This is a genomic window from Luteibacter sp. SG786, from assembly GCF_011759605.1.
Lineage (GTDB): Bacteria > Pseudomonadota > Gammaproteobacteria > Xanthomonadales > Rhodanobacteraceae > Luteibacter.
This window is the reverse complement of sequence record NZ_JAAOYX010000001.1, coordinates 2,346,193-2,360,345: the sequence shown is the minus strand read 5'-3', so window position 1 is coordinate 2,360,345 and position 14,153 is coordinate 2,346,193. Positions and strand designations below refer to the sequence as shown.

Sequence of the window (14,153 nt, the reverse complement as noted above, 5' to 3'; positions counted from 1 at the left end):
GGGTATGAACGAAGCCACCGCCGTTTTCTCAGCCCTGCGACCGCGCCTGCATGGCATCGCCTATCGGATGCTCGGCTCCGTGGCGGAATCGGAGGACGTGGTCCAGGACATCTGGCTGAGCTGGAACGGCATCGAGCACCACACCGTCGAGAATCCCGAGGCCTGGCTGGTGGCCGCCACCACACGGCGTGCCATCGACCGCCTGCGTGCCGCCAAGGCACGGCGCGAGGACTATGTGGGGATCTGGCTGCCGGAGCCGATCCTGACCGATGAGGGCGCGTCACCCGAGGAATTGCAGGAACTGGCGGGCGACGTCTCCGTCGCGTTCCTCCTGCTGCTTGAGCGCCTTTCCCCGGAAGCGCGGGCCGCGTTCATCCTCCGCGAGGTGCTGGATGCCGACTACCCCGAGATCGCCGACACCCTGGGCAAGAGCGAGGCGGCCTGCCGCCAGCTTGTGCACCGGGCCAAGGATCAGCTGCGCGACGAGCGTCCGCGCCAGACGGTACCGAACGACACGCACCTTGGCCTGATGCGCCGTTTCGCCGACGCCATGATGCGCGGCGACTTCCAGACGCTGCGGTCGTTGCTGGCCGTGGACGCGGACCTCCGGGGCGACGGCGGCGGAAAAGTCACCACGTTCCCGAAACCGATGGTCGGCGGCCAGCGTATTGCCCAGCTGTTCTTCGCCGCGCACCTGCGATACGGCGACGGCGTGCAGGTGCGCCTTGCACGCATCAATGGCGAATGGTCGCTGCTGCGTTATCTCGACGGCGCACTGGAATCGGCACAGACGTATGTAACCGACGGGGAGAAGATCCTCAGCATCCACGTGCAGCGCAATCCGGACAAGCTTGCCCGGATTGCGCGTGGGTTGCAGGGGTTTCGTGCAGACTGACACCGTCGCCCCTGCGAAGGCAGGGGCCCAGCGTCTGATGCGCCACGCACGAACGAGTCACTGGGTTCCTGCCTTCGCAGGAACGACGGACGGGTGGCGAATCAGCTGTAGCGGACGCCAGTGATCTCGTAGCTCTTCACGCCGTTGGGAGCGGTGAAATCGAACTCGTCGCCTTCGCTCTTGCCGATGAGCGCGCGCGCGATCGGCGACGACACGGCAATGAGGTTCTGCTTGATGTCGGCTTCGATGTCGCCAACGATCGTGTAGGTCACTTTCGCGTCGCTATCGAGATCCACGAGGTCGACGATGGCGCCGAAGACGATCTTCTTGCCCGGATTGAGGCGTTCGGTGTCGATCACTTCGGAGTTCGACAGCGCGGCCTCCAGCTCGTTGATGCGGCCTTCGTTGAACCCATGCAGCTCGCGCGCCGCGTGGTACTCGGCGTTTTCCTTGAGGTCGCCGTGCGCGCGGGCCTCTGCCACGGCGTTGATCAGTTCCTGGCGCTTCGGGCCCTTCAGTTGCTCCAGTTCGGCGCGGAGACGATCCGCGCCCTTCTTGGTCAGCGGGGGACGTGTGCTGCTCATGCGTGAAGCTCCTTGTGCAGGTCCTGCAGGCTGTTGACCTCGCCGTCGGCGTGGAAGTCCAGCGAATGCACGAGGGCGCGCGCGCCTGCGACGGTCGTGGAATACGTGACGCGCTGCTGCAGCGCCTCGCGGCGGATCGAGAACGAATCGGAAATGGCCTGCTTGCCTTCCGTCGTGTTGACGATATACACCACTTCGCCGTTCTTGATCAGGTCGACGATGTGCGGACGGCCCTCGAGCACCTTGTTGATGCGCTCGCATGCCACGCCATTGTCCTGCAGGAACTTCGCCGTGCCCGACGTGGCGACGATGACATAGCCGCGGGCGGCCACGTCCTGCGCGATCGGCAGCAGGCGGTCCTTGTCGGCGTCACGCACCGACATGAACACCTTGCCCTTCGGCGGCGCCTTGATGCCGGCGGCCTCGTGGCCGCGCGCGAACGCGGCACCGAAGCTGCGGCCCACGCCCATGACCTCGCCCGTGGAGCGCATCTCCGGGCCAAGGATCGGATCGACGTTCTGGAACTTCAGGAACGGGAAGATCGCTTCCTTCACCGAGTAATACGACGGAATGATTTCCTTCGTCGCGCCCTGGTCGACGAGCGTGCGGCCGGCCATGGCGCGCGCGGCGATCTTCGCCAGCGACATGCCCGTGGCCTTGCACACGAACGGCACCGTGCGCGAAGCGCGGGGGTTCACCTCGAGGATGAACACCTCGTCGCCCTGGATCGCGAACTGGGTATTCATGAGGCCGATGACCTTCAGTTCCTGCGCCATCAGCTTCACCTGGCGGCGCATTTCATCCTGCACTTCGGCGCTCAGCGAGTACGGCGGCAGCGAGCACGAGGAGTCGCCCGAGTGCACGCCGGCTTCCTCGATGTGCTCCATGATGCCGCCCACCAGCACGTTGCCTTCGGCATCCGCGACGATGTCCACGTCCACTTCCACCGCGTGGTCGAGGAAGCGGTCGAGCAGCACCGGCGATTCGTTCGACACCTGCACGGCCTCGCGGATGTAGCGCGACAGGTCGGCGTCGGCGTAGACGATTTCCATGGCGCGGCCGCCGAGCACGTAGCTGGGACGCACCACCAACGGGTAGCCGATCTCGCGCGCCAGGGCCAGCGCCTCGTCGGCGTTGCGGGCCGTGCGGTTCGGCGGCTGCTTCAGGTTGAGCTTCTGGATCATCTTCTGGAAGCGCTCGCGGTCCTCCGCGAGGTCGATCGAGTCGGCGCTGGTGCCGATGACCGGCACGCCCGCCGCTTCGAGCGCGCGCGCCAGCTTCAGCGGGGTCTGGCCGCCGTACTGCACGATGACGCCCTTCGGCTTCTCGAGATCCACGATTTCAAGGACGTCTTCCAGCGTCAGCGGCTCGAAGTACAGGCGGTCGGACGTGTCGTAGTCGGTGGACACGGTTTCCGGGTTGCAGTTGACCATGATGGTCTCGAACCCGTCCTCGCGCAGGGCGAGGGCCGCATGCACGCAGCAGTAGTCGAACTCGATACCCTGGCCGATACGGTTGGGGCCACCGCCGAGCACGATGATCTTGTCCCGGTTCGTGGGGTTGGCCTCGCACTCCTCCTCATAGGTGGAGTACATGTACGCCGTGGTGGTGGCGAACTCGGCCGCGCAGGAGTCCACGCGCTTGTACACCGGGCGCACGCCCAGCGTGCGGCGCAGGTGGCGCACGGCGGCTTCGTCGGTGCCGACGAGTTCGGCCAGGCGCGCATCGGCGAAGCCCATGCGCTTCAGCTCGCGCATGCGCGGTTCGTCCAGCGCCGTGATGCCCTGGCGCTGCACTTCGCCCTCGGTCATCACGATGTCTTCGAACGCCGCGAGGAACCAGGGATCGATACGGGTCAGCTCGTGCACTTCCTCCAGCGAGAGGCCGGCACGGAAGGCATCGGCCACGTGGAAGACACGGTCAGGACGCGGCTCGCGCAGTTCGCGCTTCAGTGTCTGGAAGCCTTCCTCGCTGCCGATGTCCAGCCCGGTGGGGTTGAGCCCGTTCTTGCCGATTTCCAGACCGCGCAGGGCCTTCTGCATCGACTCGTGGAAGGTGCGACCCATGGCCATCACCTCGCCCACCGACTTCATCTGCGTGGTGAGGCGCGCGTCGGCGGCCGGGAACTTCTCGAAGGCGAAGCGGGGAATCTTGGTGACGACGTAATCGATGGACGGCTCGAACGACGCCGGCGTGAGGCCGCCGGTGATGTCGTTCTTCAGTTCGTCGAGCGTGTAGCCCACGGCCAGCTTGGCCGCGACCTTGGCGATCGGGAAACCGGTGGCCTTGGAGGCCAGCGCCGACGAACGCGACACGCGCGGGTTCATTTCGATCACGACGACGCGGCCGTCCTCGGCGTTGATGCCGAACTGCACGTTCGAGCCGCCCGTGTCGACGCCGATCTTGCGCAGCACCGCGATGGATGCGTTGCGCAGGCGCTGGTATTCCTTGTCGGTGAGCGTCTGCGCCGGCGCGACGGTGATCGAATCGCCGGTGTGGACGCCCATCGGGTCGAAGTTCTCGATCGAGCACACGATGATGCAGTTGTCCGCCTTGTCGCGGACCACTTCCATCTCGAACTCCTTCCAGCCCAGCACCGACTCCTCGACCAGCACCTCGTGCACGGGCGAAAGTTCGAGGCCGCGGCCGACGATCTCGACGAATTCTTCCTTGTTGTAGGCAATGCCGCCGCCGGAACCGCCGAGCGTGAAGCTCGGGCGGATGATCGTGGGGAAGCCGACGGTGGTCTGGATTTCCAGCGCCTGCTCCATCGAACGCGCCACTGCCGCCTTGGGGCATTCCAGGCCGATGTCGGCCATGGCCTTGCGGAACAGGTCGCGGTCCTCGGCCATGCGGATGGCCTCGCGCGACGCGCCGATCAGTTCCACGCCGTACTTCTCGAGCACGCCGTTGTCGGCGAGATCGAGTGCGCAGTTGAGGCCGGTCTGGCCGCCCATCGTCGGCAGCACCGCATCGGGGCGCTCCTTGGCGATGATGCGCTCCACGGTCTGCCAGTTGATCGGCTCGATGTAGACGGCGTCGGCCGTCTCCGGATCGGTCATGATCGTCGCCGGGTTCGAATTCACCAGGACGACGCGGTAGCCCTCTTCCTTCAGCGCCTTGCAGGCCTGGGCTCCGGAGTAATCGAACTCGCAGGCCTGGCCGATGACGATCGGGCCGGCGCCGATGACGAGGATGGTCTTGATGTCGCTGCGCTTTGGCATGCTTTTCTCTCGCAAATCGATGGCGTGGGAGGACGGCGTTTAAGAAGGGGCGTCAGGACGCCTTCTTCGCCTTGTGCGCTTCCATCGCGGCAATGAACGTGTCGAACAGGTAGCCGACGTCTTCCGGACCCGGGCTGGCTTCCGGGTGGCCCTGGAAGCAGAACGCGGGGCGGTCGGTGAGGGCGAAGCCCTGCAGCGAGCCGTCGAACAGCGAGGTGTGGGTGACGCGAACGTTGGCCGGCAGCGTGGCGGGATCCACGGCAAAACCGTGGTTCTGCGAGCTGATCAGCACGCGGCCCGTGTCGTGATCCTTCACGGGGTGGTTCGCGCCGTGGTGGCCGAACTTCATCTTCAGCGTCTTGGCGCCCACGGCCAGCGCCATGATCTGGTGGCCGAGGCAGATGCCGAAGGTGGGAATCTTCGTGTCGAGGATCTGCTTCGTCGATTCGATGGCGTAGTCGCACGCGGCCGGGTCGCCCGGGCCGTTGGCAAGGAAGACGCCGTCGGGGTTCATGGCGAGCACCTCGGCGGCCGGCGTCTGGGCCGGAACCACCGTGATGTCGACGCCACGGCCGGCGAGCAGGCGCAGGATGTTCTGCTTCACGCCGTAGTCGTACGCCACCACCTTGAACTTCTTCGGCGCGTTGTAGAACGCCTGCTTGTCGAGGTCGTATACGCCTTCGGACCACTGGTAGGTCTTGGTGGTGCTCACTACCTTGGCCAGGTCCATGCCGTTCAAGCCGGGGAAAGCCTTGGCCTTCGCCACCGCGGCGTCTGCGTCGATGGCGTCGCCGGCAACGATGCAGCCGTTCAGCGCGCCCTTCTCGCGAAGGATGCGGGTGAGCCGGCGCGTGTCGATGCCCGCGATGGCGACGATGCCATGGCGCTGGAGGTAGTGCGGCAGCGGTTCCACGCTGCGCCAGTTGCTGGCCAGGCGCGGCACGTCGCGCACGATGAGTCCCGCCGCGTGAACGCGGTCGGCCTCGACGTCGACGTCGTTGGTGCCGGTATTGCCGATGTGCGGGTACGTGAGGGTGACGATCTGGCGGGAGTACGACGGGTCGGTCAGGATTTCCTGATAACCGGTCATGGCGGTGTTGAACACCACCTCGCCGACTGTCTCACCGCGGGCACCGACCGCGTGGCCGTGAAAAACGCTGCCGTCTTCGAGAGCAAGCAGAGCAGGAGTACGCATGGGATGGCCGCCTTCGGGTGCAGCAAAGCCCGCAAGCCAGCGTGAAGCGGCTCGTGGGCCTTGGGGAAAAGGAATCGTTGGGCGGGTAAGAATGATAGGTGACAGGAACGTTTCTGTCCACCGGAAACGACTGATGAATGTGTGGGTGAATGCCGCGGGGAATGGCGCCTGTCACGATACAATGCCGGGGAGGAATCACCCGAGAACCGCCCGCATGTTGCTCGACCCCGCCCGGCTGGAACGCCCCGACACCGACATCAGGCATGAACCGTTTTCGTTCATGATCGCGCACGGGCAGCTTCCGGACGAGGCGCGCGGGGACCTCGACCGCGATTTCCCCCAATACGGCAGCGCAGGGTTTTTCCCCTACGACGCCAGCGACTGCGGCCCATCGGTGAATGAGCTGGTGGCGCAGATGACTTCGCGGGAATTTTCGGCGGCGATCGGCCGGCACCTGGGCATCGAGGGGCTGGAGAACTACCCCACCCTGGTCACCCTGTGCCGCCTGCTGAACCGCCGGCACGGCACGATCCACACCGACAGCAAGTCGAAAATCGCCACGGCGCTCATCTATCTCAATCCGATGTGGCCGGACACCAGCGACGGCTGCCTGCGTTTCCTTCGCTCGATCAACGACATCGACGATGTCGTTGCGCCCGAGTTGAAGCCGCTCTACGGCGAGTTCGCCGTCTTCCGCCGCGCGGAGAACTCCTTCCACGGCCACCTGCCCTACGAGGGCGAGCGCCGGGTGATCCAGGTGGCGTGGCTCACCTCGGAGGAAGAGAAGGCCCGCAAGACGAAGCGAGGCAAGTTCTCGCGGGCGTTCAAGAAGATCTTCGGCAAACTGGACCGCAAGGTAGGCGCGGACCGCGACCGCAACGCGTCCCACCCGGATTGACTTTTGTGGGAGCCGGCTATGCCGGCGATCCCGCGGCAGCGGGCAGGCTTGCCGCAAGCACCCATCGCCGCTGAAGCGGCTCCCACACAAAGCGGCGCGGCTCCCACGGAGGCGCCTCGCTACCGTCAACCCGCCCCGAAATACCAGCCCACAAACAACGCAAACACGCCGTAGAGCGCCCCGATCGGCATCAGCCAGCGCGCCTCGACGGCGCCGCGCCGGAACATCGCCCACAAGGCCACGACCGCCACGGCGGTGATCGCGCCGGCCACGATCAGCGGCGTATCGAACAGCCACGGCGTGGCGAACAAGGCCAGCGAACTGGGAATGGTGGCCTGGATCATCATGGCGCCCGAGATGTTCGCCAGCGCCAGCCGCTCCTTGCCTTGCCTGACCCAGATCAAGGCGTTGACCGTCTCGGGCAGTTCCGTGGCAACGGGGCTCAGCACCAGGGCGACCAGGTGCGGCGAGAGGTGCAGGAACTCGCCCAGCGATTCGAGTTGCCAGACGAAGGTGCGCGAGGCGACGGCAATCACCAGCAGGGCAAGGCCGGTCTGCAACACCACCCAGCCCATGGCCGGATTCGGATCGTCGCGGCGGAAGGTCAGCGGCTCCAGTTCCTCGTCCTCCGGGCCACTGGTGTCGTCGCGCATCTCGCGCCAGACGTAGAAGGCATAAGCGAGCAGGAAGAGCACGCCGAGCCAGGGCTTCCACGCGAAGGCGACGAGGCCCAGGCCGATCTTCACCACGAAGATGCCCAGGAACCAGGCTTGGTCCCGGGCCAGGCGCCGGTTATCTACCCGCACCCGAGAGTCGTTGCGCTTCAGTCGTTTGCGGCCGGCATATAAAGCGAATCCGACCACTGCATAGGCGATCGTGGCCAGCACCAGCGGGCCACCCAAGGCGGCCCCCACGCCGATATCCTTCGCTTCCGGGGTCTTGCCGAAGATGACCGCGACGAAGGTCACCGCGCTCTCGGGCAACGCCGTGCCGAAGGCCGCCAGCACCGTGCCCGTGGTGGTCGCACCGAGGTTGAGTTTGCGCCCGAACCATTCGACGCCGTTGACGAAATACTCGCAGGCGAAATAGATGGCCCCGGCCGATACCAGGAACAGGAAACAGGTAAGGAGCATGTTTCACACAAGGCCGGGCGAGCACGCGGAACCGATGGCACAACGACACGGCTCGCCCGGCCCGGGTGAGCATGTCGATGGCCAAAGGTCTCGCCGGGCCGGCGGATGCGCGCTGCGCTCCGCTGCCGTTCGCGCCATGGGGTCGTTAAACCGCCAAGTCTGTTGACGCGAACTCCTCAAGGGGAAAGAGGATGGCTACTCCCCAATGACTTCGGCGCGGATGTTAACACGCTTTCGAGGTTGCGATCACATCCTCGATGGTCCACGCGCCGGGGGCACGGCCGGCGATCCAGGCCGCGGCTTCGAGCGCGCCGCGGGCGAAGATGGAACGGTCGGTGGCACGGTGGCCGAGTTCGATGCGCTCGCCCTGCCCCATCAGCAGCGCCTGGTGCTCGCCGACGATGTCGCCACCGCGAACCACCGCGAAACCGATCGTCCCGGCCTTGCGCGCGCCCGGCCGGCCCTCGCGGGCATAGACGGCCAGGTCTTCCAATGCCGCGCCGCGTCCTTCCGCAGCGGCATGGCCGAGGGCCAGCGCCGTACCGGAGGGCGCGTCTTCCTTGCGGTTGTGGTGCGCCTCGACGATATCGAGGTCCCATCCCGGCAGCGCCGCGGCCGCTTCGCGCAGCAGGCGCGTAAGCACGGCGACACCGAGGCTGAAGTTCGCCGCGCGCAGCACCGCGATGCGTTCGCCGGCCTTGGCGAGGCGTTCTTCCACAGCCGGCGACAAGCCCGTGGTTCCGGTGACCAGTGCCGCGCCGCTCGCCTCGCAGCGTTCGAGCGCGGCAAGCAGACCGTCCGGACCGCTGAAGTCGACGACCACGTCGACATCGCCGTCGCCGGACCAGTCAGCGAAGCGAACGGGGGAAACGTCGCCGTACACCGCCTTGCCCAACCGGCTCGACGAAGGGGAGACCACCGCGCGCACGAGCTCGAAACGTTCGTCGTCTCGCGCAAGATTCAACAGCGCAAGCCCCATGCGGCCGGAAGCGCCACTGATCGCGAGACGGACTGGTCGGGACATGGGCTGAACCTTCGAGGGCTTCTGAAGCGGCGAATCCTAGACTACTGCGCAACAATGTGGGAGCCGCTTCAGCGGCGATGGGGTGCTTGCGGCCTGCTTGCCCGCTGCCGCGGGATCGCCGGCATAGCCGGCTCCCACAACGATCGGGGCGGTGACCTGCACCGTCGCGATCACTCCCACGCCTTGGCTCAGGACGTCACGCGCGACCAGAAGTCCTTTACCCCATCCATGAACGTGGTGGAGCGCGGCGTGTGTTTCGCGGCTTCTTCGCCGACGAAGGTGGCTTCCAGCTGCTGCAGCAGGTCGCGTTGTTCCTTCGTCAGGCGCACTGGGGTTTCCACGACCACCGTGCAGATGAGGTCGCCCGTGCGGCCACCGCGCACCGACTTCACGCCGCGGCCGCGCAGGCGGAACTGCTGCCCGGTCTGCGTTTCCGGCGGCACGTTCACCGGCACCTCGCCTTCCAGCGTGGGCACCATCAGTTCGGTACCCAGCGCCGCCTGGGCAAAACGGATCGGCATCTCGCAGTAGAGATCCGAACCGTCGCGCTGGAAGATGGCGTGCTCGCGAACGCGCACTTCCACGTAGAGATCGCCCGCCGGCGCACCCGCCGGGCCGGCTTCGCCCTGCCCCGTGAGGCGGATGCGGTCACCGTTGTCCACGCCGGCCGGAATGCGCACCGAGAGCGTGCGCTCTTCCTCGAGACGCCCTTCGCCGTGGCATTTCTTGCAGGGCTTGTCGATCTTCTGGCCGGACCCGTGACAGGTCGGGCAGGCCTGCTGAATGGAGAAGATGCCGTTCTGCATGCGCACGCGGCCATGACCGGCGCAGGTGCTGCATTTGGACACCTTGCCGTCTTCCGAGCCGGTGCCGTTGCAGTGATGGCAATTGACCTGGGTGGGCACCTCGATCTTCTTCTCGACGCCAAACACGGCTTCCTCGAGATCGAGGTCCATCATGTAACGCAGATCGGCGCCGCGGCGCGCGCGTTGGCGGCCGCCGCCACCGCCGAAGATGTCACCGAAAATGTCGCCGAAGATATCGCCCACGTCGCCGAAACCGGCGCCGTTGCCGCGACCGTAGCCGCCACCCTCGAAGGCCGCATGACCGTACTGGTCGTAGGCCGCGCGCTTCTGCGCGTCGGAGAGGATGTCGTAGGCTTCCTTGGCTTCCTTGAATTTCTCGATCGCATCCGGATCGTCGGGGTTGCGATCGGGGTGGTACTTCATCGCGACGCGACGAAAGGTCTTCTTGAGGTCCCCTTCCGTCACGGTGCGTTCCACACCGAGGATTTCGTAATAGTCGCGCTTGCTGCTCATTGCCCGCTTGCTTTCCCTGGACGGACGATCGCGCCGACGGGTTGCCCCTCGGCGCGATCGTTCCGGTCAATCGTTGGAGACGTGCCGCGAACCCCTGGCTCGCGGCACGTCGCTCTACACACGACTTACTTCTTGTCGTCCTTGACTTCGGTGAACTCGGCATCGACCACGTCGTCGGGCTGGGCCGAACCGCCGCCCGGAGCCGACTGCTGCGAGGTGTCCTGCGCACCGCCGGCCTGGGCCGCGGCGTAGAGCGACTGCGCTACCTGCTCGAGATTGGTGATCTTCGCCTCGATGGCGGCCTTGTCGTCGCCGTCCTTCACCTTTTCCAGTTCGGACACCGCGGCGTCGATGCTGGCCATCTGCTCGGCCGGCACCTTGCCGCCGTGCTCCTTCAGCTGGGTGCGCGTGGCATGCACAAGCTGGTCGGCCTTGTTGCGCACCTGCACCAGTTCGTGGAACTTGCGGTCTTCCTCACGGTTGGCCTCGGCGTCGGCCACCATGCGCTGGATCTCTTCGTCCGAGAGGCCCGAACCGGCCTTGATCTCGATCTTCTGCTCCTTGCCGGTGTCCTTGTCCTTGGCCGACACGTGCAGGATGCCGTTGGCGTCGATGTCGAAGGTGACTTCGATCTGCGGCGTGCCGCGCGGCGCCGGACGGATGCCCTGCAGGTCGAACTTGCCGAGCGACTTGTTGGCGTTGGCGCGCTCGCGCTCGCCCTGCAGCACGTGCACGGTGACGGCGGTCTGGTTGTCGTCGGCCGTGGAGAAGACCTGCGAGGCCTTGGTGGGCACCGTGGTGTTCTTCTCGATGAGCTTGGTCATCACGCCGCCCATCGTCTCGATACCGAGCGACAGCGGGGTGACGTCGAGCAGCAGCACGTCCTTGACGGAACCGCCCAGCACGCCGCCCTGGATCGCGGCACCGACGGCGACGGCTTCATCCGGGTTGACGTCCTTGCGCGCTTCCTTGCCGAAGAAGTCCTTCACGGCTTCCTGCACCTTGGGCATGCGGGTCTGGCCACCGACGAGGATGACCTCGTTGATGTCGGACACGCGCAGGCCGGCGTCGTTGAGCGCGGTGCGGCACGGCTCGATGGTGCGCTTCACCAGGTCTTCCACCAGCGACTCGAGCTTGGCGCGGGTCAGCTTGATGTTGAGATGCTTCGGACCCGAGGCGTCGGCCGTGACGTACGGCAGGTTCACGTCGGTCTGGTGCGACGAAGAGAGTTCGATCTTGGCGCGCTCGGCGGCGTCCTTCAGACGCTGCAGCGCGAGCTGATCCTGGCGCAGGTCGATGCCCTGCTCCTTCTTGAACTCTTCCACGAGGTAGTCGATGACGCGGTTGTCGAAATCCTCGCCACCGAGGAAGGTGTCACCGTTGGTGGCCAGCACCTCGAACTGCTTCTCGCCGTCGACGTTGGCGATCTCGATGATCGACACGTCGAAGGTGCCGCCGCCGAGGTCGTACACGGCGATCTTGCGGTCGCCCGAGGCGGACTTGTCCAGACCGTAGGCCAGCGCGGCCGCGGTCGGCTCGTTGATGATGCGCTTGACGTCGAGGCCCGCGATGCGGCCGGCGTCCTTGGTGGCCTGGCGCTGGCTGTCGTTGAAGTAGGCCGGCACGGTGATGACCGCTTCGGTGACCGGCTCGCCAAGGAAGTCCTCGGCGGTCTTCTTCATCTTCATGAGGACCTTCGCGGAGACTTCCTGCGGGGCCATCTTCTTGCCATCGGCCGTCTGCACCCACGCGTCGCCGTTCTCGTGCGCCACGATGCCGTAGGGCACGATCTTGATGTCCTTCTGCACTTCCGCGTCGGTGAACTTGCGGCCGATGAGGCGCTTCACCGCGTAGAAGGTGTTCTTGGGATTGGTGACGCTCTGGCGCTTGGCCGGCGCGCCGACCAAAACCTCATTGTCCTTGGTGAACGCGACGATGGACGGCGTGGTGCGATCGCCCTCCGCGTTCTCGATGACGCGTGCGGTCGAGCCCTCCATCACTGCCACGCAGGAGTTGGTCGTACCGAGGTCGATGCCGATGATCTTGGCCATTGAAGTTGCTCCGTATTTCTAAGCGGCCCCCGCGGCCGCGACTGTTTGTGAAAGTGGGGACCGGCCCCATCGATTCAATGCCTGGTGAGACTCCCCATGTGGCGCGAACCCGCGCCGCATGGGGCTTTGTTCAGTTGTCGCGCACGACGGCGACGAGCGCCGGACGCAGCAGACGATCGTTGAGCACGAAACCCTTCTGGACCACAGCGACCACCGTGCCCGGCGGATGCTCGTTCGACTCGACCGAGCTGATGGCCTGGTGGTGTTCCGGATTGAACGGCTGGTGGAGGGGGTCGATGACGGTGAGGCCGTTCGACTGCGTGACCTTCTCCAGCTGCTTCAGGGTCAGCTCCAGCCCCTCGCGCAGCGTCTTCGCGTCCGCGGAGTCGTTCGTGAGGCCGAGCACGATGCCGTCGTAGACCGGAAGCAGGTCGCCCAGCAGTTTCTCGTTCGCAAAACGGCGCGCCTGCTCGAGGTCGCGCTGAAGGCGGCGGCGCTGGTTCTCGATCTCCGCCCGCTCGCGCAGGACCGTCTCGCGCGCTCCGGCCAGTTCGGATTCCAGGGCGCCGAGCTTTGCGGTGAGGGCGTCGAGGTCGGCGTTCACGCCACCATCCGCCGCACCGCCGTCCTGCACCTGATCCGGCACATGGGGATCGTTGTTATGCATGCTTGCTCCAAATGTCAGCTAACCGGCCCGCTTCCAGGAGCGGGCCGAACATTCGCGGGAAATAGTAAACCCGCCTCCCGAGGCGGTTTATGAGGTCGCCGCGGCGCGATTCAAGGCGTCGCTGAGCAATCCGGCAGTGGCCTGTACCACCGGAATCACCCGCTCATATGCCATACGCGTCGGTCCAATAACTCCGATCGCGCCGAGCATGCGGCCGCCGGTGCCGTAGGTGGCGGTGACGATGCTGCATCCGTCCAGGGCCGAGAAGCCGGATTCCTCGCCGATGAAGAGGCGGACGCCCGGGGCCTGGACGCACATTTCCATGAGCTGGAGCAGGTCGCGCTTCTGCTGGAAGGCGTCGAACAGCTCGCGGAGCCGGTCGATGTCGGCCAGCTCGGAGTAACCCATGAGGTTGGTCTGGCCGCTCACCAGCACGTCGTCGGCGTCTTCGTCGTGGGCGAACGAAGCCGTGGCCAGTTCCACCGCGCTGGCCAGCATGCGGTTGAGCTCGCCGCCGGCCTCGCGCAGTTCCGAGGCCAGGTGGGCGCGGATGTCCGCCAGCCGAAGACCGGCGAACTGCGTGTTGAGGTAGTTGGCCGCCTGTTCCAGTTCGCTGCCGTCGAGCGGGCGAGCCAGCTGCACCACCCGGTTCTGCACCTGGTTGTCGGAGAACACCAGGATGACGAGCACACGGGCGTCGGGCAGCGACACGAAGTCGATATGGCGCAGCGGGAAATCGCCCTGGCGCGGCACGGTGACGACGCCGGCGAAGCGGGTCATGGCCGAAAGCAGGTTCGAGACATTGCCCAGCAGGTCGCGCGTGGTGGTCTGGTGCGGCGGCAGGCCGCCCTGCAGGCGCGCCATCTCGTCGCGCGGCAGCGGCTTCAGTTCGAGCAGGCTGTCCACGAAAAGGCGCAAACCCCGCGGCGTGGGCACGCGGCCCGCCGACGTGTGGGGGGAAGCCACCAGCCCGGCTTCTTCCAGGTCGGCCATGATGTTGCGGATGGTGGCGGGGCTGACCTCCAGGCCGGACGACTTCGCCAGCGTGCGCGAGCCCACCGGTTCGCCGTCGGAGAGGTATTGGGAAATAAGGGTCCGCAGCAGCCGGCGCGCGCGAGCATCGATGTCGTGACCGGAAAACGGATTCATGCGCTGGAGTGTCG

At 66.0% G+C, this 14,153-nt stretch carries 11 protein-coding genes and 1 riboswitch; of the genes, 2 read left to right on the top strand and 9 right to left on the bottom strand.

Annotated features, from left to right (window positions below):
* The first annotated feature begins 4 nt into the window (after positions 1-4).
* Entirely contained in the window at positions 5-895 is an 891-nt protein-coding gene (locus FHS47_RS10835) for an RNA polymerase sigma-70 factor (protein ID WP_167026880.1), read from the top strand.
* A 101-nt stretch (positions 896-996) separates the two neighbouring features.
* Here FHS47_RS10835 and greA read toward each other — a convergent pair whose 3' ends face one another.
* The 3 genes from greA to carA are packed head-to-tail and all read right to left on the bottom strand — an operon-like array spanning position 997 to position 5,898.
* Positions 997-1,479: a transcription elongation factor GreA gene (greA, locus tag FHS47_RS10830; RefSeq protein WP_167026877.1), complete on the bottom strand. Its 483-nt coding sequence runs from the start codon at positions 1,477-1,479 to the stop codon at positions 997-999.
* The gene (carB, locus tag FHS47_RS10825) at positions 1,476-4,703 is read right to left on the bottom strand and encodes a carbamoyl-phosphate synthase large subunit (RefSeq protein ID WP_167026874.1); all 3,228 of its coding nucleotides are present in this window, start codon (positions 4,701-4,703) and stop codon (positions 1,476-1,478) included. Before carB ends, greA begins: the two co-directional genes overlap by 4 nt.
* A 52-nt stretch (positions 4,704-4,755) precedes the next feature.
* Positions 4,756-5,898 (bottom strand): glutamine-hydrolyzing carbamoyl-phosphate synthase small subunit, encoded by a 1,143-nt coding sequence (gene carA, locus FHS47_RS10820; RefSeq protein WP_167026871.1) that lies wholly within the window; start codon positions 5,896-5,898, stop codon positions 4,756-4,758.
* Positions 5,899-6,112: 214 nt separating this feature from the next.
* Between carA and FHS47_RS10815 the strand changes: the two genes are divergently transcribed.
* Complete coding sequence (locus FHS47_RS10815; RefSeq protein ID WP_208381908.1) at positions 6,113-6,796, top strand: 2OG-Fe(II) oxygenase; 684 nt, start codon at positions 6,113-6,115, stop codon at positions 6,794-6,796.
* 125 nt (positions 6,797-6,921) lie between these two features.
* Here the strand turns inward: FHS47_RS10815 and FHS47_RS10810 are convergent, their stop codons facing one another.
* The 6 genes from FHS47_RS10810 to hrcA form a co-directional block, all read right to left on the bottom strand.
* A complete protein-coding gene (locus FHS47_RS10810) occupies positions 6,922-7,929 on the bottom strand; it encodes a sodium:calcium antiporter (RefSeq protein WP_167026868.1) in 1,008 nt (335 codons plus the stop codon).
* 20 nt (positions 7,930-7,949) lie between these two features.
* Positions 7,950-8,145: riboswitch (yybP-ykoY riboswitch) on the bottom strand.
* A 7-nt stretch (positions 8,146-8,152) separates the two neighbouring features.
* Complete coding sequence (gene dapB / locus FHS47_RS10805; RefSeq protein WP_167026866.1) at positions 8,153-8,953, bottom strand: 4-hydroxy-tetrahydrodipicolinate reductase; 801 nt, start codon at positions 8,951-8,953, stop codon at positions 8,153-8,155.
* A 188-nt stretch (positions 8,954-9,141) separates the two neighbouring features.
* Positions 9,142-10,272, bottom strand: a complete 1,131-nt coding sequence (gene dnaJ, locus FHS47_RS10800; protein WP_167026824.1) for a molecular chaperone DnaJ — start codon at positions 10,270-10,272, stop codon at positions 9,142-9,144.
* A 125-nt stretch (positions 10,273-10,397) separates the two neighbouring features.
* Positions 10,398-12,323: a molecular chaperone DnaK gene (dnaK, locus tag FHS47_RS10795; protein WP_167026822.1), complete on the bottom strand. Its 1,926-nt coding sequence runs from the start codon at positions 12,321-12,323 to the stop codon at positions 10,398-10,400.
* Between the two features lie 130 nt (positions 12,324-12,453).
* Positions 12,454-12,990 (bottom strand): nucleotide exchange factor GrpE, encoded by a 537-nt coding sequence (grpE, locus tag FHS47_RS10790; RefSeq protein WP_167026819.1) that lies wholly within the window; start codon positions 12,988-12,990, stop codon positions 12,454-12,456.
* A gap of 87 nt (positions 12,991-13,077) precedes the next feature.
* Positions 13,078-14,139, bottom strand: coding sequence for a heat-inducible transcriptional repressor HrcA (hrcA, locus tag FHS47_RS10785; RefSeq protein WP_167026816.1), 1,062 nt, complete (start codon positions 14,137-14,139; stop codon positions 13,078-13,080).
* Positions 14,140-14,153: the final 14 nt, after the last annotated feature.